Genomic DNA, 19,823 nt, shown 5'->3' with positions numbered 1-19,823 from the left:
ACCCAAGCCGCTTGCGTGAGGGTTGGGCAAACGTATACATGCTGATTTGGTCTGCCCGGAGGGGATCGAACCCACGACCCTCAGCTTAGAAGGCTGATGCTCTATCCAACTGAGCTACGGACAGATATAAAAAAAGCCCACAATGTGAGCTTTTTTATTGATTTTTTGGTCGGAGTACAAGGATTCGAACCTTGGACCCCCTGGTCCCAAACCAGGTGCGCTACCAGACTGCGCCACACTCCGACAAGCTGTTTATTATAGTCCGTAAAAATGCGTTGCCTCGGGGTATGGCCAAACTTTTTAATACGCTGCCTGGCTTTTTCACCATGGCACGGCAGGCACCCCGATGAAAGCATCGGGGCAGCGGAAATATACTTCCCGTCCAGACTCTTCAAACGCCCTGTATTTCCCACTTTCCGGACACGCTCAAATGAAACTGAAAATCCTGGTCGGCAGCATGACCCACACGGCCGGCCATGTCGCGCAGGCCATTCAGATGGAATGCGCCGACCTGGTCAGTTCAGTCGAAATTGAGTGGATGGACGGGCTGGATATCCACGTCTTTGATGCCGAAAAATCCGTGGATTCGCTCTTTCTGGTGTGCATTTCCACTTATGGTGCGGGTGATGTTCCGGACAATGCACAGATGCTTTTCCAATCGCTGGAGGCGCAAGCCCGGTATCTGGGCCATATCCGCTATGGCGTCATTGCACTGGGCGACAGCATGGCGCATGAACAGACCTATGGCTTTGGCGGAAAGCGTTTTGATGAGCGCCTGCAGGACCTGGGTGCCCAGCGTCTTGGCGACATATGTTTTCTGGATTCAAGCGATGGCACGCTGCCCGAATCAAGGGGCGCCGAATGGTGCAGCGCCTGGATCAAAGCCGCATTGACGCAAGCCATCCAGCCTGGCGCCACAGGCTCTCTTTCCTGAAAAAGAACAGGAGGCTGGATGCCAGCTTCGCAACTGCCGGCGCGCCAAGGGCTAAAAAGGACTTGACGCGTCGAAACGTGGCTCACGCCGCCCCCGCAGGGAAGCGATGCCTTCATGCACATCAGGACCGGAAAAGCCCATGAATTCGAGCGCCAGCGACGCGTCGAAGGTCGGTCCTGCCAGCCGCAACCAGTTGTTCAGCGCGTACTTGGTCCAGCGAATGGCCGACGGCGATCCTTTGGCCAGGCGTTAGGCCACCTCGAAAGCCCTGGGCAGCAGGTCGGCCTCATCGACGGCCAGCGACACCAGTCCGATGCGCTCGGCCTCCTCGCCGGACACGGCCTCGCACAGCAACAGGTAATACTTGGCCTTGGCCATGCCGCACAGCAGCGGCCATACGATGGCGGCATGGTCGCCAGCGGCAACGCCCAGGCGGGTGTGGCCATCGATGATCCGGGCAGTTTTGGCTGCAATCGAAATATCGGCCAGCAACCCGGCCACCAGACCAGCGCCAACAGCCGGCCCATGCATGGCCGAGACAATCGGCTTGGAACAGTTGATGACGTTATAGACCAGGTCGCGCGCTTCGCGCCAGACACGCGCACGTATGTTGAAGTCGTCGGCCATGTCTTGCACCAGTCCCAGGTCGCCGCCGGCGGAAAAGCCCCGGCCCTCGCCCCGGATGATGGCGACACGGGTGTCCGGATCCTTGTCGATGTCAAGCCAGATGGTGGACAACTCGCGGTGGAGGTGGTGGTCGGCAGTGGACAGTTTGCCATTGGCGCTTTGCGCCGCACCCATCACAATTTCAAGAATGCCGTGCGGATGGCGCTTAAGGCTCAAGGCCTTGTATTGCGCATAAAACGATTCGTTGTCCATAAATCTCTTTCAATGCAGAGGCCGATGTGAATTGGTCCTGGCCATCATATGCATCTCCTCGCGAAAGGAAAAGCAGCCAAAAATACTTCATAGCTAAACAATTCACTTCTAAAGCTCGGGTTTTACACTAGGCCAGACGTCCGCCACTCGCCTTATATTCGATGCATCCTGTCATCCACCAAGGAATTCCATGTCCTCTCGTCGTCTGGTCCTCACCCGCAGTGCTGCCGTGATTGGTGCCGCCTCAACCGGCCTGCTGCTGCCCGGAATCGTTCGGGCCCAGTCGGCCAAGGTTCGCGTGGGCTTCATGCTGCCTTACACCGGAACCTTCAGCCAGCTCGGCGTGGCGATTGAAAACGGCTTTCGCATGGCGATCAATGAGCAAGGCGGCAAGCTGGGAGGCCGCGAGATCGAATACTTCAAGGTCGATGACGAATCGGAGCCGTCCAAGGGCATTGAAAACGCCAGCAAGCTGGTGCAGCGCGACAAGGTCGATGTGCTGGTCGGCACCGTGCATTCGGGCGTGCAGATGGGCATCCAGAAAGTCGCCCGCGACAGCGGCGTGCTGTGCCTGATTCCGAATGCCGGCGTGCATGCCGCCACCCGTGCCTTGTGCGCGCCCAATGTGTTTCGCACCTCCTTCAGCAATTCCCAGCCGACCCGCGCGCTGGGCAAGGTGATGATGGACAGGGGCCATAAAAAAGCCGTCTGGATCACCTGGAAGTATGCTGCCGGCGACGAGGCCTTTGAAGGCTTCAAGGAAAGCTATACGGCGGCCGGCGGCACCATCATCAAGGAACTCGGCCTGCCTTTCCCCAATGTCGAATTCCAGGCATTGCTGACCGAAATCGCGGCGCTCAAACCCGACGCCGTGGCCTGCTTTTTTGCCGGCGGCGGCGCTGCCAAATTCATCCGCGACTATGCCGCCGCAGGCCTGAAGGGAAAAATCCCGCTTTACGGCTCAGGCTTCCTGACCGAAGGCGTGCTCGACGCGGCCGGCCCGGCAGCCGAGGGCATTGTCACCACCATGCATTACAGCGACTCGCTTGACACGCCGCGCAACAAGAAATTCAGGCTCGACTATGTCAAGGCTTTTCGCAGCCAGCCCGACGTGTACGCGGTGCAGGGCTACGACACCGGCCTGCTGCTCATACAAGGTGCCAACGCCGTCAAGGGCGACCTGAGCGCCAAACCCGCGCTGTACAAGGCCATGGAAGGCGCCACCATTGACAGCCCGCGCGGCAAATGGACCATGAGCAAGGCGCACAACCCGGTGCAGGACATTTACCTGCGCGTCGTGGAGAACAAGGAAAACAAGGTGATCGGCATTGCAGCCAAGGCCTTGGCCGACTCGGGCGTTGGCTGCAGGATGTAGCCCCCACGGTCGTTCACTGCGTGTAACTCCCTGCCCCCCGAGGGGGCCACTGCGCCTGCGGTCTGGCGAAGCCAGTCCCGCGGCCCATGCTTGTAGAAGAACGCCTTTTACCCAAGGCTGCACGGGACTTCTGTCAACCCCATTCTGTCCTCCACTTTTCGACCCAAAGCCTGCCGATGGATCTCGCCAATTTTCTTATCCAGCTGCTGAACAGCGTGCAGTACGGGCTGCTGCTGTTCATGCTGGCTGCCGGCCTGACGCTGATCTTCGGCATCATGGGCGTGGTCAATCTGGCACACGGGAGTTTCTACATGCTGGGCGCCTACCTGGCCTGGTCGCTCAGTGCGCAATTTGGCAGCCTGAGCCTGGCCATTGTCGTCGGCGCGGCGCTGTCGGTGCTGTTTGGCCTGGCGCTGGAATGGCTGCTGTTCCGCCATTTCTACGAGCGCGACCACCTGGACCAGGTGCTGCTGACCTTCGGGCTGATCTATATCTTTGAGGAATTGCGCTCCATCCTGTGGGGCGACGACGTTCACGGCGTGCCGATCCCCGAACTGCTGGGCGCCTCGATTCCGCTGACCGACAACCTGTCGTACCCGGTGTACCGCCTGTTCATGTCGGGCATCTGCCTGGCCCTGGCCGCCGGCCTTTATTTCCTGATTTCAAAGACCCGACTGGGCATGAAGATTCGCGCAGGTGCCTTCAACCGCGACATGGCCGAATCGCTGGGTGTGAACATCAAGCTAATTCATGCGGTGGTGTTTGCGCTGGGCGTCGGACTGGCAGCGGTGGCCGGAATGATTGCCGCGCCGGTCGCCAGCGTCTATCCGAACATGGGCTCGCAGGTGTTGATCATGTGCTTCGTGGTGGTTGTCATCGGCGGCATCGGTTCGGTGCGTGGCGCGCTTATCGCCGCGCTGCTGGTCGGCCTGGTCGATACCTTTGGCAAGGTGCTGCTGCCGCAGGTGGCCGGCATGCTGGTCTATGTCCTGATGGCGGTCGTGCTTCTGTACAAACCTGAAGGTCTGTTCAAGCAATGATCCGGTCCAACCTTGAAATTTTGCCGCGCGGCGTGCAGGTCGCGCTGGCGCTTGGCCTGGTGGCCCTGTGCGCGTTTCCTTTTGCCGGCACCGACTACTACACCGAGATGATCACGCGCATGATGATCATGGCGATCTTTGCCATGAGCCTGGACCTGCTGCAGGGCGTGACCGGCCTGGTGTCGCTGGGCCATGCCGCCTATTTCGGACTGGCCGGCTATGCACTGGCTTTCCTGACGCCCCCCGGCGAGCCGGTCAGCCTGTGGTGGACCTTGCCGGTGGCCGTGCTGGCCTCGGGGCTGGCAGCGCTGATCATCGGCTTTTTTGTCGTGCGCACACACGGCATCTATTTCATCATGGTCACCATGGCGTTTGCGCAGATGGTGTTTTTCCTGTTTTTCGACAACAAGGCGCTGGGCGGCTCGGACGGGCTCTACATCAATTTCAGGCCTGACGCGTCGCTGTTCGGCTGGGTGCCGTTTGAACTGGACAGCAAGCGCACGCTCTACTATTTCACGCTGGCCGCCATGCTGGGCGTCTATGTGTTCTTGCGGCGCCTGCTCTGGAGTCCGTTCGGCCGGGCGCTGGCGGGCATACGCGTCAACGAGCACCGGATGCGGGCGATGGGCTTTCCCACCTTTGGCTACAAGCTCACGGCCTTCACACTGGCCGGCAGTCTGGCCGGGCTGGCGGGCTACCTCTGGGGCACGCAGACCGGCTACATCAACCCCGAACTCATGGGTTTCCAGATGAGCGCGCACACCATCATGATGGTCGTCCTCGGCGGCATGGGCAACATTGCCGGCGCCATCGTCGGCGCCTTCGCCTTCGAGTACCTGCTGCATGTCTTCAAGGACCTGCCGCAGGTCGGCAGTGTCAACCTGGGCAAGCACTGGCAATTGTGGATGGGCCTGTTCATCGTGCTGCTGATCACTTTTGCGCCGCGCGGCCTGCTGGGGCTTGTCGAGCGCCTGGGCAAGGCCGGCCCGCGCAAGTCAGCCATTCCCGACGAGCAAAAGGAAGCGGCATGAGCGAAGTGCTTCTCAGCGCCAGGGGCCTCACCAAGCGATTTGGCGGGCTCGCGGCGGTCAATGACGTGTCCATCGATCTCTGGCGCGGCCGTATCCATGCGGTGATAGGTCCCAACGGCGCCGGCAAGTCCACGCTGACCAATTTGCTCTCGGGCGACCTGCCGCCAACATCGGGCACCGTCGAACTTGGCGGGCACGACATTACCGGCTGGAGCCCGGAACGGATTTCTGCTCAGGGACTCGGACGCAGCTACCAGAAAACCAACATTTTTTTGCCCTTCACTGTCTGGGAAAACGTGCGGCTGGCGTCGCAATCGCGCCAGCCGAATGCCTTCAGGTGGATGCAGCGCGCTTCTGATTTTGTAGCTATCAATGCCCGCGCAGAGAGCGCCATTGAGCTTTCCGGCTTGCAAAACAGGGCCCGGAGCATTGCCGGCACGATCAGCCACGGCGAACAGCGCCAGCTGGAAATCGCCATGACGCTGGCAACCCGGCCACTGGTGCTGCTGCTCGACGAGCCGCTGGCCGGCATGGGCGCACAGGAAGCCGAACGGATGATCGGCCTGCTGCAGCTGCTGAAAAAAGACCACGCCATGCTGCTGGTGGAACACGACATGGATGCGGTGTTCAGCCTGGCCGACCAGCTGACCGTGATGGTCAACGGCCAGGTCATCGCCAGCGGAACGCCTGCGCAAATCCGGCTGGACGCAGGCGTGCAGGCCGCCTATCTGGGCGAAGATATCGGGGAAGAAAGCGCATGACGACGCATCGCACCCATTTGCCGGAGCTGCTGGTCAATGCCCAAAATATCAACACCTATTACGGCGCCAGCCACATCCTGCGCGACCTCAGCTTTTGCGTTGCGCGCGGCGAGACCATCGGCCTGATGGGCCGCAACGGCATGGGCAAGAGCACGCTGCTCAAAAGCATCATGGGGCTGGTCAAGCCGCGCTCCGGCTCGGTCGAGATTGCAGGCCGGGTCATGACCGGGCGTTCTCCTTATGAAATTGCCCGCCTTGGTATTGCCTATGTGCCTGAAGGCCGGGGCATCTTCGGCAACCTGAGCGTGGTGGAAAACCTGAAGATGGCCGCGCGCGCCGGCACCCGGGGCCAGCGCGACTGGACCTATGAGCGGGTGCTGGACACTTTTCCCCGCCTCAAGGAACGGCTGAGCCACGGCGGCCAGCAGCTCAGCGGCGGCGAGCAGCAGATGCTGACCATTGGCCGCGCGCTCATGACCAACCCGGATGTGCTGATCCTGGACGAAGCCACCGAAGGCCTGGCGCCGCTGATCGCCCGTGAAATCTGGCGCATCTGCCAGCTGGTGCGGGAAACCGGCATCAGCAGCGTCATCGTTGACAAGAACTGGAAGCATGTCAGCCAGATCACTGACCGCAACGTGATTTTGGTCAAGGGCGAAGTGGTGTTTCAGGGCCGCTCGCAGGAACTGCATGACCGGCCGGAGTTGCTGCAGCAGTACCTCGGCGTCTAGCGCGCATTCGTCCTGAGTTGCAAAAACAGGTGCCAAGCTCATCAAGGGCAGGCTGCCCTGCTCGTCATTCCCGCGAAAGCGGGAATCCAGAGGTTCAAGAGTGGCGATGGCTTATGGCGCCTGGATTCCCGCCTTCGCGGGAATGACGGTAGCGCAAAACATGTTATTGCTATTTAATTTATAGCGTATTGTGCATGCTGGGCTTGCGCAAAAGGCCTTTTTTGATGCTGAAACGATTAATATCGCTGCAGCAGCCAAGCCTTTCAGTCAGGAGTCACCCTTCCCGTTGCGCTGCGGCGCTGCTGCAAGAATGCCGGCAACCCCTCCAGCAAGCGCCGGCCATACGACGTGTTCACCAGCCGGCGGTCGTAGCAATAGACGAAGGCGCGGTCGGTCTCCAGGCGAATGGCGCGCCCGGCCCACTGCGCCAGACGGATCGCCGTGGCCGGCACCACCAGTTCGCTGAACGGATCGCGGCCCACCGAGCGCAGCCACTCGGCACGCGCCTCGCCCACCGGATCGTCCGGCGACGCGAACGGCAGCTTGGCGATGAACACCGACTCGCACAACTGCCCGGGCAGGTCCAGGCCCTCACCGAAGGACTGCATGCCAAAGATGATTGATGCTGCGCCGGCCTCGACACGCGCGCGATGACGGCTGAGCAGCAGCGCGCGCGGCAGTTCGCCCTGCACCAGCACCGTGCCCTTCAGCACGCTTGAGAGCGCCGCCACCGCGACGCGCATCTGCTCGCGCGAGGTAAACAGGCACAGCGCGCCGTGCGCGACCAGCGCCAGATCGACCAGCAGCGACTGGACCATTTCAGCGGTGAAGGCTTCCGCCTGCCGGGGATCGGCCACGGTTTCCACTGTCACGAAGCGCCCCTGGCTGGCGTAGTCGAATGGACTGGCGACTTCCAGCACGCTGGCTGCCGGGTCCTGGTCCAGACCGGATTCACGCAGGTAAAAGTCGAACTTCCCGCAACTGGTCAGCGTGGCCGAAGTGACCACGGCCGCACGCACGCGTGACCAGAAATGCTGGCGCAGCGTGCTGCCCGGCAGGATCGGGCTGGCATGCGCCTTGATGACCACCAGGCCGCTGTCGAGCCCGCCCTGGCAGGTTTCAAAGGTGAACCATTTGGCCACCGGCACGCTGTCTTCATCATTCGCAGCGGCTTTCAGCAGCAACTCGGTCGTCGCCTGGACTTTTTCCAACCGGGGCGAGAGCATGCCCAGCTGCGCATACAGGATGGACAGCCGACGCGCCTCGTCGGGCTGGTCGCGCATCGCCGTGCGCAAGGCCTTGGCAATCGTACTCAGGATGGCCAAAAAGCTTTCGGCCAGCACATGCAGCAGCCGTAGCGGCTCGTCCAATGCTTCGGGCAGCACGCCGCGCGGCAGGCGAAAGCGCACCGGCCCCTGCTGGCTTCGCGCTTCCTGAAACGCCTGGCCGTGCAGATCCATCAGCAGGCGGCTCAGGTCGACCATGCCCTGGCGCAGTTGCGCAGCGAGGCGCGGCACGTCGGCGGATTCAGACACCGTCATCAGCCCACCGATGCGGCGTGCGCGGTTGGCCAGCGTTTCAATCCACAGCGTGCGGCTCAGGTCCATGGACGCAGCGAAATGGTCCAGCGCCACGGCCGGCAGGTGATGACCTTCATCCAGCACCAGCAGGCAGTTGTCCAGTTCCGGCAGCATGCGCGAACCGAGCGAGGACATCAGCAAGTCATGGTTCACCACGATCACCTGCGCGCCGACCAGCTCCTTGCGCTTTTCGTAATAGGTGCACTGGTTGAAGACCGGGCAATGCTTGCCGGTGCAGGAACTGGCTTCAGCCGCCACGGGCGACCACAACTCCGAATCGGGCGGCTGCACCAGGTTGTCGCGGTCGCCGTCCCAGGCGCCACTTGCCAAATCGCGCACCAGCGCGGCATAGAACACCGCGCGTGCCTCCATCACATGCAGCGGTGCAGCGGCGGCGAGTTCGTCGGCAAACAGGTCATCATCAGCCTCTACCGTATCGTCGGCATCGCCTGCATGGCGCGACAACTTGAGCTTGCAGACATAGCGCCCGCGTCCCTTGGCCAGGCCGAAGCGAAAGTCCTGCGGCAGGATAGCCGCCAGCGCAGGCAAGTCCTTGTTGACCAGCTGCTCCTGCAGAGCCACGGTGGCGGTCGAAATCATCACGCGGGTATTGCGCGTCAGGGCAGCAGCAATGGCCGGCGCGCAGTAGGCCAGCGACTTGCCCACGCCGGTGCCGGCCTGGACCACGGCAATCGCGCGAATGGGTTCATCGCTGTCGTCTTCGGTCTTGCCCAGGGTGGCAACGCTGAAGGTGTGGGCCACTTTTTCGGCCATCAGCCGCTGGCCTGGACGGTCGCGAAAGGAGCCGGAGGCGTCCACGGCGTGGTCAAAGGCAGCAAGCGCCAGCCGGGCAATGTCGTCAGGGGGCATGAAAAAGGAGGTTGAAAGCAGCGAAAACTGCCTGACCGATGAGTTTACCCCGCCTGTTTTTCAGCCCCGCATCCAGGGCGCAGGCTTGGCTCAAAGCAGCGGCCGCAATTCGCGTGCGGCGTCCAGCAGCAACGGCAGCAGCTCACGCCTTAGCGTTTCGGCCGTCAGCCGCTGCGGAGAACTCACGACATTGAGCGCCGCCACCGTGCGCCCCTGCATGTCGCGCAGCGGCACGGCCAGGGCAAGTACATCGAGCTCATGCTCTTCGCTGATCACGCTGAAATCATCAATGCGTACACGGTCAATCAGCTGGCTGAGCTGGGACGGGTCGGTCACCGTGTGCAGCGTCAACCGGGCCAGTCCGCCGTTTTCAGACCTGTTTTTGAGCCAGGCGCTCGCCTCGCCTTCAGGCTTGGCGGCCAGCAACACGCGCCCGGTCGAGGTGGCATGCGTCGGCAGGCGGGCACCCAGGTGCAGGCCGTAGGCGAGCAGTTTGGCAGAGACCGTTTTTTCATCCGGTGAACGCCGCCATTCAACATCGCTTCGGGCCACGATGACCACCTCGTCGCCATCAAGCACCACCACTGAAAAAGAAGCCCGGGTCTGCACGGCCAGCCGGTTGAGCGTCGGCTGCACCGCGCGCGGCAAGCGTGAAGTGGCCAGGTAGCTGCCTGAAAACCGCAGCACCTTGGCCGCCAGCCAGAAGTAACTGCCATCGGTTTCCAGATAGCCCAGGTGCGCCAGCGTCAGCAGATGGCGGCGCGCCGCAGCGCGCGTGATGCCCGCCCGTTCGGCGGCCAGCGTGGCATTGAGACGCTGGCGCTGTGTGTCAAAACTCTCCAGCACGGCCATGCCCTTGGCCATGCCCTCGATCATGTCGGCCTTGGCAATCGGCAAGGCGCCAGGAGATGTCAATCGTGTCGTTTTCACAGGCATTGCGCGATCATCGCACAACAATAACGCACATCGCACAAAGCTGGTCCCATGGGCTTGCGGCACGCACCATGCCGATTTAATCTCGAAGGCTGACGAATCAGCCCCAGAGGGCATTCCAGCCACTGGCAAAAATATTTATTTTCAGGAGACAAACCCATGCGTACCCAGGTTGCCATCATCGGCGCCGGCCCTTCCGGCCTGCTGCTCGGCCAGTTGCTGCACAAGGCCGGCATTGACGCCATCGTGCTTGAACGCCAGACCGGCGACTATGTGCTGACGCGCATCCGTGCCGGCGTGCTGGAGCAGGTCTGCATCGACCTGCTGGACGAGGCCGGCGTCAGCGAGCGCATGCACAAGGAAGGCCTGGTCCATGGCGGCTTTGACATGCTGTTCAAGGGCGAGCGCCACCGCATCGACATGAACCATCTCACCGGCGGCAAGAATGTCATGGTGTATGGCCAGACCGAAGTCACGCACGACCTGATGGATGCGCGCAAGGCGGCTGGACTGACCACGATTTATGAAGCAGGAAATGTCACGGTGCATGACTTTGACAGCGCCAGCCCCAAGGTTCGCTACGAAAAAGACGGCCAGACGCACGAAATCGAGTGCGACTTCATCGCCGGTTGCGACGGATTTCACGGCGTGTGCCGGGCCAGCGCGCCACGCAGCGCGATCCGGGAATACGAAAAAATCTACCCCTTTGGCTGGCTCGGCATCTTGTCGGACACGCCGCCGGTACACCACGAACTGATCTACGCCAACAGCCCGCGCGGCTTTGCGCTGTGCTCGCAACGCAGCCAGACGCGCAGCCGCTACTACCTGCAGGTGCCGCTGACCGACAAGGTCGAAGACTGGTCGGACGAGGCCTTCTGGCAGGAATTGCGCCTGCGCCTGGACCCTGAAGCCCGCGCCAGACTGGTCACCGGCCCGTCGATCGAGAAAAGCATTGCCCCGCTGCGCAGTTTTGTCACAGAGCCGATGCGCTTTGGCCGTATGTTCCTGGCCGGCGACGCCGCGCACATCGTGCCGCCGACCGGTGCCAAGGGCCTGAACCTGGCGGCCACCGACGTGAAATACCTGTCGAGTGCACTGACCGAGTTTTACCAGGAGAAAAGCGAAGCCGGCATCGACGCGTATTCTGAGCGCTGCCTGCGCCGCATCTGGCGCGCCGAGCGTTTTTCCTGGTGGTTCACCAGCCTGATGCACCGCTTTCCCGAAAACGGCGAGATTGGCCAGAAGTTCCAGGAAGCCGAACTCGACTACATCATCAACTCCGAAGCCGGCGCGCTGTCGGTGGCGGAAAACTATGTCGGCCTGCCATTGGATTTTGGCGAATAAGGCAGCGCCGGACCGGCGTCTGCCGGCTGTTCACGGGCGGCGTTGTCGCCCGTTTTTCATGGTGGATGCGCTTTTGCGGTAAATTGGATGTCGTTTAGGCCTCTTGCGCTTATCCATCCTGCACAAGCAGCTACTATTTTTATAGCACATGACACCTACCGCCATCCCCGCTTTCCTGCCCCTTCGCGGCGTTCGCATCCTGAGCCTCGCGCTCAACCTTCCCGGCCCGGCCGCGCTGATGCGACTGCGCCGGATGGGCGCGGACTGCCTGAAGCTTGAACCGCCCGGCGGCGACCCGATGGGCAGCTACAACCAGGCCGCCTATGACCAGTTGCACGAGGGCATCGCGGTGCGCAAGGCGGACCTGAAAACGGCAGAAGGCCAGGAAGTTTTGCACCATGAACTGGCTCAAACCGATGTGCTGCTGACCTCATTTCGTCCCTCGGCCTTCAAGAAGCTGGGCATTGCGTGGGAAACACTGCATGCGCGCTACCCCACCCTGTCGCAAGTCGCCATCGTGGGCAGCCCCGGCGGGCGCGCTGAAGAACCGGGTCACGACCTGACGTATCTGGCTGAAAAAGGCCTGGTTCCCGGCCTGGAACTGCCCGCCACGCTGTATGCGGACATGGGCGGCTCCCTGATGGCCACCGAAGCCGTGCTGCAGGCCTGCCTGCTACGGCACAGCGCAGATGGCGCGGTCAATGCGGCTCATGGCATGTTCATCGAAGTCGCACTGTCAGTCGCCGCCGGTTACCTGGCGCTGCCCCGGCAATGGGGACTGACGCAACCGGAGGGCTGGATTGGCGGCGCCCATGCCGGTTATCGGGTCTATGCGTGTAAGGATGGTCGCGTGGCGATGGCCGCGCTGGAGCCGCATTTTGCAGCAGCGCTGTGCACGGCAGCCGGCATGGCTTCTTGCGACATCAGGACCCTGCTGACACCGGCCTCGCGTCAGCACATCGCCGATTTCCTGCTCACGCAAACGCGTCGGGAACTTGACGCACTGGCGGTGGCAAAAGACATTCCACTGCACACCATGCGTTGAAGCACTCCATTTGCCGACAGCCATCTTTTGTTCAGCAGCCGTGCCTCATAACATGGATGGCAGGCTCAATCGGCAGGTTTTTCTTCCAAGGTTGACTAATGTCAAGGTGCGTTGATTCTTTGATTCGCGCGTGTGTACTTTTGTAAACATACGTTAAGAATATACATTATTGACTTTATATTGAGGCACAACCAAGAAAGAGACGCTCATGGAAAAATGGATCGGTCCGCTGAAAATATTCAGCCATGTCGTGGTGCTGCTGATCTTGCTCGCCATCTGCTATGCGGCCTTCATTTCGATCAAATACTGGTCCGGCATCAGTGTCTAGGAACACCGCACCATGAACAAAAAACAAACCCGGCTGTTCGCCATCGGTTCTTCGGTGATTGCTGCCGTGGCATTCATCGGCATGACCATTGACAGCCACCGTCAATTCGGCAAGCTCACCAACGCCGACAAGATCACCACCTCTGTCACGCGCGGCAAGGACGTCTGGCACAAGAACAACTGCATCAACTGCCATACGGTTTTTGGCGAAGGCGCCTACTATGCGCCCGACCTGACCAAGATCACCAAGCATCGCGGCGAAGCCTACCTGACGGCCTACATGAAGGACCCGTCGAAGTTCTACGACGAAACCCGCCATCGCCGGCTGATGCCCAAGCAGGACCTCAGCGACACCGACATCGCCGACCTGATTGCATTTCTCGACTGGATCAGCAATGTCGACAACCAGGGCTGGCCGCCGCGGCCTATCCTGGTGACGGGCGCGACGCTGGCGGGCTCCGACATGGCTGTCGGCCAGCAAGGCACTGGAGCAGGCGGCGCTGCAAGCACAACGCCGCCGGGGGCGCGACCGGTTGCAGGCGACGAAAATCCGATTGCCCTGGGTGAAAAAGTGTTTCGCAGCGCCGCGCCGGCCTGTACCGCCTGCCACTCGATTGCGCCAGGCGTGAACATGGCGGGGCCTTCGCTTTCGGGCTTGTCGGCGCGCACGGAAAAGCTGCTGGCCTCGAGTGAATACAAGGGCAAGGCCAAAGATCTGGCGGGCTATATCCATGAGTCGATCGTTGAGCCCAGTGCGCATACCGTGCCAGGGCCGATGTACTCGGCCAACGGCGTGTCGTTCATGCCGACGACCTATGCCAAGGACCTGACGCCCGCGCAGATCGACCAGCTCGCTGCCTATCTGTCGTCGCTCAAATAGTGGGCTTCGCCTTGTTGCCAAGCGCTCTTGGCGCACATTCATCCAGACAAACACCCTCCCGCCGGAGATCGCCATGAGATACAAATCCCAATCCGTCGCCTACTGGTACTTTGCCGTGGCCGTTGCCCTGTTCGGCCTGCAACTGGTGTTCGGCCTGCTGTCGGCCGCCAAGTACCTGGGCCCCGACCCGCTGCTCTACATCCTGCCGTTTGACGTCACCAAGGTCATCCATACCAATTTGCTGATTGTGTGGGTGCTGACCGGCTTCATGGGCGCGACCTACTGGATGGTGCCCGACGAATCCCGCACCGAGCTTTACAGCACGAAGCTGGCCTATTTCCAGCTTGTGTTGTGGACCGTCATGGGCGTTGCGACCGTCACCGGCTATCTGTTTCGCTACGGCACCGGCAACAAGCTGCTCGAGCAGCCCCTGCCCTCCAAGATCGTGATCGTCATCGTGATGCTGATGTTTCTCTACAACATTGCCATGACCATCAAGAAATCGGGTCGCTTCACCACCACCGAAGGCGTGCTGATGGGTGGCCTGGGACTGGCCGCGCTGCTGTACCTTCCGGCGCTGCTGGAGTTTGAAAATTACACCGTGGCGATTTTTTACCGCTGGTGGACGATTCACCTGTGGGTCGAGGGTGTGTGGGAAATGATCCAGGGCGGTTTTCTGGCCTACCTGCTGATCCGCCTGTCGGGCGCTGACCGGGAAGTGATGGAAAAGTGGCTGTATGTCATCGTCGGACTGGTGTTCATCGCAGGCATCATTGGCACTGCGCACCATTACTACTGGGTTGGCGTGCCAAGCTACTGGCTGCCCATCGGCGGCTTGTTCAGCGCGCTGGAACCACTGGCGCTGATCGGCATGGCGATTTATGCCTATTCGGCCATTCGGCGTTCGGGCCTGGCGCACCCCAACAAGCTGGCGTTGCACTGGACGGTCGGCAGCGCGGTGTTCACACTGTTTGGCGCCGGCCTGCTCGGCCTGGCACACACCTTCCCCAGCGTCAACAAATGGACGCACGGCACCCTGATCACCGCGATGCACGGCCATGCCGCGTTCTATGGCGCCTACGCGATGATCGTGCTGGCCATGATCACCTATGCCCTGCCGTCGATCACCCGCCGGCCCGAGGAAGGGACTGCGATGGGCTACGTGTCGTTCTGGATGCAGATTACCGGCATGTTCGGCATGACCTTGTCGTTTGCCACCGCCGGTATCGGCCAGGTGTACCTGGAACGCATCATGGGCATGGGCTACCTTGACGCACAGCTGAAAATCCAGATCCACTTTGTGATGCTGATCATCACGGCTTCCATTTTTGCCATTGGCGTCGCCTTGTTCATCATCGATTTTTTCCGGCACGCACCGCGCTTCGAAGTTTCGAGTGAGCCGGAGCCGGGGCTGCAACCTGTCCGCCGGGTGCGTCCCGCGATGGCTTGAGCCGCGAGGTGGCACCACACACGACGGCGCAAGCGGTACCGGCCGACGCGCCCTACTACCTGCCCACCAGCGACGAGGTGGCGGTGTTCGAGCAATGCCATGCGCGCAACCTGGCGGTCATGCTCAAAGGCCCGACCGGCTGCGGCAAGACCCGATTCATCGAGTTCATGGCCTGGCGGCTGGGTCGACCGCTGATCACCATTTCCTGCCATGACGACCTCACCGCCAGCGATCTGGTTGGCCGCTTCCTGATTCGCCATGACGGCACCGCCTGGCAGGACGGCCCGCTGACCCGCGCAGTGCGTGAAGGCGCCATCTGTTACCTCGACGAAGTGGTCGAGGCGCGCCAGGACACTGTGGTGGTGCTGCATCCCCTGACCGATTACCGGCGGATTTTGCCCATCGACAAGACCGGTGAAACGATCCACGCGGCCGAAGGTTTTCAGCTCGTGGTGTCGTACAACCCCGGCTACCAGCGCATGCTCAAAGACATGAAACCCAGCACCCGCCAGCGCTTTGTCGCGCTCGACTTCAGCTTTCCGCCGCCCGGGCGCGAAGCCGACATCGTTGCGCACGAAGGCGGGGTGGACCCCACGATTGCACGCGGCCTGGTCGGGCTGGGCCAGCGCCTGCGTGGTCTGCAGGACCGTGGCCTGGCCGAAGTGCCGAGCACGCGCCTGCTGATTGCAGCAGCACGGCTCATCACGTCAGGCATACCGGTGCCGCTGGCCTGCTACGTCGCCATCGTGTCGCCTTTGTCTGACGAGCCGTCACTGATCGGCGCCATGCGCGATCTGGTGGACGCCACGTTCGTCTGAACCCGGCGCAAGACCGGCATGGCCGAGGCAGAAGACGTCATCACCGACGCGGCGCGACACGCGACGATTTTTGCGCAGGCGCTGTGGCGGCGCCACCGTCCCCTGCCGACCGGCCCAGCGCCGCTGCAACTGGCCGATGTGGCCCAACGGCTTGACCTGCTGATTGCCGCTGTATTTGGCCGCAGCTTTGCCTTGCGTGTGGCCCAACTGCCGGCGGCGCCCTCCTGGATTGGCCGCATGCTGCTGCGCCATCAACTGCCACCGGTGCGCGACGCTGTTCCGGCCACCGACGGGCGCAGCATCTGGCTGCCCGCCCGCTTTGCAGCAGGCGAAGACCCCGCCATGGCCACCGCGCGTTTTCGCACCATGGCGCTGCAGCAGGCCATGCGCGCCCAACGCGGCAGCGCCGCGCATCTGCCTGCCGAAGCACCGCCATTGGAACGCGAGCTGTATTTATTGCTGGAAGCGCGTGCCGCCGAGGATGCGCTGGCCCGGCTTTTGCCCGGCATGGCCACCCCGCTGGCGACGCTGCGGCGTGAGGCTCTGCAACGGCGGCCCAAGCTGGGCGTCTTTACCGCGTCCTTGCAGCCAATGGAAGAATTGGTGCGTGCGCTGCTGGGCGTTGACGGTGATGCCGCATTCATCGCCAGACTGCCGGGCGGCCTGGCCTCCGCCTTATTTGCGCTGCCCGCCACGCCAGAGCAAGTCCGACAGCACGCCCGGGCGCTGTCAACGGCGCTGGGCGGCACAGCCGCCGGGGCGCTCAAGGGCACGCGGCTGTTATGGCGCGACGGCTGGACCGGCGACCTGCGCGTGCCGCCCGCCAGCGTGCGCGCGTCCGGCCAAACGTCTGAAGATGAAGACGACAGCACGGACGCCAGCAAGCCCCGCAGCGCCCGCCTGCTGCGAAGGCCCGAGGTGCGCGAAAGCGACGACGATGAGGACGACGAAAAACCCGGCGCCTGGATGATTCAAACCGCCCAGCCGCATGAACAGGCTGAAGACCCGATGGGCCTGCAGCGCCCCACTGACCGCGACCAAACCACCGCCGCCGAAGATTTTGCCGACGCCTTGTCCGAGTTGCCCGAGGCGCGGCTGGTGTCCGCCCCCGGCAAGCCCAAGGAGGTGCTGATCTCCGATGACCCACCCGATTCCCAGACGAAGCGCGCCAAGCGTGAACTGACGGGCCAACCGGGCGATGCACCGGACCGGCGGCATTACCCCGAATGGGACTGGCGCGCAGGCGCTTACCGTGATCCCGGCGCGACCGTGCTGCTGCTGCCCGCGCCCAACGGACCGCAAAAATGGGTCGATGACACGCTGGATGCACGGCGCGGCATGCTGCATGAAATCCGCCGCCGCTTCGAATTGCTGCGCGCCCAGCGCGTTCGCGTGCGCAAGCAGCTCGACGGCGAAGACATTGACCTGCAGGCCTATACCGAAAGCTATGCCGATTTTCGTGCCGGCCTGCCCATGGCGCAGCGCCTCTACCAGACCGAACGGCGCAGCCGGCGCGACATGGCCATCATGCTGCTGGTCGATGTCAGCGGCTCGACCGACGGCTGGATTGCCGCCGACCGCCGCATCATCGACGTCGAGCGCGAAGCGCTGCTGCTGGTGTGCATTGCGCTGGACGGCATGGCAGAGCCCTACAGCGTGCTGGCGTTTTCAGGCGAAGGCCCGCAAGCGGTCGTGGTGCGCAGCGTCAAGCGCTTTGACGAGCGATACGACAACGCCGTGGCGCAGCGCATCGCCGGCCTGGAGCCAGAACACTACACCCGCGCCGGTGCCGCCCTGCGTCATGCCGCTACCCTACTGATGAAAGAGCCCGCCGGGCACCGATTGTTGCTGCTGCTGTCAGACGGCAAGCCCAACGACATTGACGACTACGAAGGCCGCTATGGGGTTGAAGACCTGCGCCAGGCCGTGATTGAAGCCAAGCTGCAGGGCATTTCACCGTTTTGCCTGACCATCGACCGCCAGGCGGCCAATTACCTGCCCGCCGTGTTCGGCCCCAACCATTACGCGTTGTTGCCCCGTCCCGAATTGCTGCCGAGCGTATTGCTCGACTGGCTGCGGCGGCTGGTGGCGGCATAAGCGCAAAAGCTGGCTTGTGCAATGCGCTGCAGCGCTTTTTTCACCGGCGACAAGTTTGCTATCAAACATATAGCTGGACACGCCCATCCATCTTGCGCAGAAGGCTTTTTTCACCATTAAATGGTAGCGACTCGGTGTTTTCAGACGGCCATCGCTACGTCACTTGCTGTTTCAAGGCTCCCCCGACTTTGGGAAAGGCAGGTTTCAAGCCTCAGAACGGATAGTGGCGCGGAGCCGTCTGCATCGTGATCCAGCGTAGTTCGGTGAAGGCCTCGATGCCCGCCTTGCCGCCGAACCGGCCATAACCGGAACCCTTCATGCCGCCGAAAGGCATTTGCGCCTCGTCATGCACGGTCGGGCCGTTGATGTGGCAGATGCCGGCCTCAATGCGCGAGGCAACCTGCCAGGCGCGTGCCGTATCGCGGCCAAAAACCGCAGAAGCCAGGCCAAATTCGTTGTCGTTGGCAACAGCAATGGCTTGCTCGACCCCCTTCACGCGCACGATGGCCTTCACCGGGGCAAACGACTCTTCGCGGTAAATGAGCATCTCGGACGTGACATGGTCCAGCAGCGTGGCCGGCATCAGCGTGTTGGTCGCCTTGCCGCCGCACACCAGCGTGGCGCCCTTGGCCAGCGCGTCATCGATCAGTGCGTTGCAATGCGCCACGGTCGTCATGTCCACCACGGAACCCAGCACAACCGGACCCTGGCGCGGGTCGCCCAGCGGCAGGCTTTGTGCCTTGGCGGACAGTTTGGCGACAAACTCGTCAGCCACGGCCACATCGACCACGATGCGCTCGGTGGACATGCAGATTTGCCCCGAATTGGCAAAAGCGCCAAACGCGGCAGCGGCGACAGCTGCATCGATGTCGGCGTCGTCCAGCACCAGAAACGGCGCTTTGCCGCCCAGTTCCAGCACCGCCTGCTTGAGGTGTTTGGCGCAGGTCTGCGCGATGATCTTGCCGACGCGGGTGGAGCCGGTGAAGTTGACGCGGCGCACCGCCGGATGCGCCACCATGGCCTCGACCACAGCGCCGGCATCGGCCGGGGCGTTGGTGACAAAGTTGACCACGCCGGCCGGAAAACCGGCTTCCTGCAACGCTTCGATGATCAGGCCGTGCGTGGCGGGGCTGATTTCCGAGCCTTTGAGAACTACCGTGTTGCCGCAGGCCAGCGGCGTGGCAATGGCGCGCACCGCCAGAATGATGGGCGCGTTCCAGGGCGCAATGCCCAGCACCACGCCGGCGGGCTGGCGCACCGCCAGGGCCAGGTTGCCGGGCACATTCGACGGGATCACCTCGCCACTGATCTGCGTCGTGATGGAGGCGGCCTCCAGCAGCATGCCGGCGGCCAGATGCACGTTGAAGCCGGCCCAGAGGCCGGAGGCACCGGTTTCGGCGGCCATGGTGGCGGCAAAGGCGTCGCCTTTGGCTTCCAGCGCCTGCGCAGCTTTCATCAGCAGCGCACGCCGCTCGCCCGGACCCATGGCGGCCCAGGCAGGAAAGGCTTTGGCGGCGGCGTCCACGGCGGCCCTGGCGTCGTCTGGCGTGGCGGCCGGCGCGCGCGTGGCGACGCTCTGGTCCAGCGGGTTGCGGCGCTCGAAGGTCGCGCCATTGGAGGCGCCACGCGGGGCGCCGCCCATCAGCATTTGAATATCGTTCATGAGGGTCTTTCTCAAAAAAAGGGTTGTCGGGTCAGCCAGCCCTACCGTACGTCAAAACGGCCCGT

Annotated in this window: 15 protein-coding genes, 2 tRNA genes and 1 pseudogene; 12 read left to right on the top strand and 6 right to left on the bottom strand. The window is 62.4% G+C overall.

Annotated features, from left to right (window positions below):
* Positions 1–47 precede the first annotated feature (47 nt).
* Positions 48–124, bottom strand: a tRNA-Arg gene (locus GZ092_RS06110).
* A gap of 42 nt (positions 125–166) precedes the next feature.
* Positions 167–243 (bottom strand) — tRNA-Pro (locus GZ092_RS06105).
* A 187-nt stretch (positions 244–430) separates the two neighbouring features.
* Here GZ092_RS06105 and GZ092_RS06100 point away from each other — a divergent pair.
* Positions 431–934, top strand: a complete 504-nt coding sequence (locus GZ092_RS06100; protein WP_293635361.1) for a flavodoxin domain-containing protein — start codon at positions 431–433, stop codon at positions 932–934.
* A gap of 51 nt (positions 935–985) precedes the next feature.
* Here GZ092_RS06100 and GZ092_RS06095 read toward each other — a convergent pair.
* Positions 986–1,813, bottom strand: a pseudogene (locus tag GZ092_RS06095) (enoyl-CoA hydratase/isomerase family protein).
* 190 nt (positions 1,814–2,003) lie between these two features.
* On the opposite strand from GZ092_RS06095, the gene GZ092_RS06090 reads away from it, so the two are divergent.
* The 5 genes from GZ092_RS06090 (at position 2,004) to GZ092_RS06070 (ending at position 6,751) form a co-directional block, all read left to right on the top strand.
* A complete protein-coding gene (locus tag GZ092_RS06090) occupies positions 2,004–3,188 on the top strand; it encodes an ABC transporter substrate-binding protein (RefSeq protein ID WP_293635359.1) in 1,185 nt (394 codons plus the stop codon).
* Positions 3,189–3,364: 176 nt separating this feature from the next.
* Positions 3,365–4,228, top strand: a complete 864-nt coding sequence (locus GZ092_RS06085) for a branched-chain amino acid ABC transporter permease (RefSeq protein WP_293635357.1) — start codon at positions 3,365–3,367, stop codon at positions 4,226–4,228.
* Complete coding sequence (locus tag GZ092_RS06080) at positions 4,225–5,259, top strand: branched-chain amino acid ABC transporter permease (protein WP_293635355.1); 1,035 nt, start codon at positions 4,225–4,227, stop codon at positions 5,257–5,259. Before GZ092_RS06085 ends, GZ092_RS06080 begins: the two co-directional genes overlap by 4 nt.
* Positions 5,256–6,020: an ABC transporter ATP-binding protein gene (locus GZ092_RS06075; protein WP_293635353.1), complete on the top strand. Its 765-nt coding sequence runs from the start codon at positions 5,256–5,258 to the stop codon at positions 6,018–6,020. Before GZ092_RS06080 ends, GZ092_RS06075 begins: the two co-directional genes overlap by 4 nt.
* The gene (locus GZ092_RS06070) at positions 6,017–6,751 is read left to right on the top strand and encodes an ABC transporter ATP-binding protein (RefSeq protein WP_293635351.1); all 735 of its coding nucleotides are present in this window, start codon (positions 6,017–6,019) and stop codon (positions 6,749–6,751) included. Before GZ092_RS06075 ends, GZ092_RS06070 begins: the two co-directional genes overlap by 4 nt.
* A gap of 263 nt (positions 6,752–7,014) precedes the next feature.
* On the opposite strand, the gene dinG is transcribed toward GZ092_RS06070, so the two are convergent.
* Together dinG and GZ092_RS06060 are read right to left on the bottom strand one after the other, a co-directional pair.
* On the bottom strand, positions 7,015–9,201 hold the full coding sequence (gene dinG, locus GZ092_RS06065; protein WP_293635349.1) for an ATP-dependent DNA helicase DinG: 2,187 nt from the start codon (positions 9,199–9,201) through the stop codon (positions 7,015–7,017).
* Between the two features lie 90 nt (positions 9,202–9,291).
* The gene (locus GZ092_RS06060; RefSeq protein WP_293635614.1) at positions 9,292–10,098 is read right to left on the bottom strand and encodes an IclR family transcriptional regulator C-terminal domain-containing protein; all 807 of its coding nucleotides are present in this window, start codon (positions 10,096–10,098) and stop codon (positions 9,292–9,294) included.
* A 195-nt stretch (positions 10,099–10,293) separates the two neighbouring features.
* Here GZ092_RS06060 and pobA point away from each other — a divergent pair, with 195 nt between their 5' ends.
* The 6 genes from pobA (at position 10,294) to GZ092_RS06030 (ending at position 18,095) form a co-directional block, all read left to right on the top strand.
* On the top strand, positions 10,294–11,478 hold the full coding sequence (gene pobA, locus GZ092_RS06055) for a 4-hydroxybenzoate 3-monooxygenase (RefSeq protein ID WP_293635347.1): 1,185 nt from the start codon (positions 10,294–10,296) through the stop codon (positions 11,476–11,478).
* A gap of 148 nt (positions 11,479–11,626) precedes the next feature.
* Entirely contained in the window at positions 11,627–12,523 is an 897-nt protein-coding gene (locus GZ092_RS06050; RefSeq protein ID WP_293635345.1) for a CoA transferase, read from the top strand.
* A 340-nt stretch (positions 12,524–12,863) separates the two neighbouring features.
* The gene (locus GZ092_RS06045) at positions 12,864–13,730 is read left to right on the top strand and encodes a cytochrome c (RefSeq protein WP_293635343.1); all 867 of its coding nucleotides are present in this window, start codon (positions 12,864–12,866) and stop codon (positions 13,728–13,730) included.
* 73 nt (positions 13,731–13,803) lie between these two features.
* The gene (locus GZ092_RS06040) at positions 13,804–15,180 is read left to right on the top strand and encodes a cbb3-type cytochrome c oxidase subunit I (protein WP_293635341.1); all 1,377 of its coding nucleotides are present in this window, start codon (positions 13,804–13,806) and stop codon (positions 15,178–15,180) included.
* Positions 15,181–15,188: 8 nt separating this feature from the next.
* Positions 15,189–15,998 (top strand): CbbQ/NirQ/NorQ/GpvN family protein, encoded by an 810-nt coding sequence (locus GZ092_RS06035; protein WP_293635339.1) that lies wholly within the window; start codon positions 15,189–15,191, stop codon positions 15,996–15,998.
* An 18-nt stretch (positions 15,999–16,016) separates the two neighbouring features.
* The gene (locus tag GZ092_RS06030; protein WP_293635337.1) at positions 16,017–18,095 is read left to right on the top strand and encodes a VWA domain-containing protein; all 2,079 of its coding nucleotides are present in this window, start codon (positions 16,017–16,019) and stop codon (positions 18,093–18,095) included.
* A 211-nt stretch (positions 18,096–18,306) separates the two neighbouring features.
* Here GZ092_RS06030 and GZ092_RS06025 read toward each other — a convergent pair whose 3' ends face one another.
* Positions 18,307–19,758 carry an aldehyde dehydrogenase gene (locus tag GZ092_RS06025; RefSeq protein WP_293635335.1) on the bottom strand — a complete coding sequence of 484 codons (1,452 nt, stop codon included), beginning with the start codon at positions 19,756–19,758 and terminating at the stop codon, positions 18,307–18,309.
* Between the last annotated feature and the right edge of the window lie 65 nt (positions 19,759–19,823).

Source organism: Polaromonas sp. (assembly GCF_010365105.1).
Taxonomy (GTDB): domain Bacteria; phylum Pseudomonadota; class Gammaproteobacteria; order Burkholderiales; family Burkholderiaceae_C; genus Polaromonas.
Note: the sequence above shows the minus strand (reverse complement) of the source record. Positions and strands in the feature narration are given on the sequence as shown.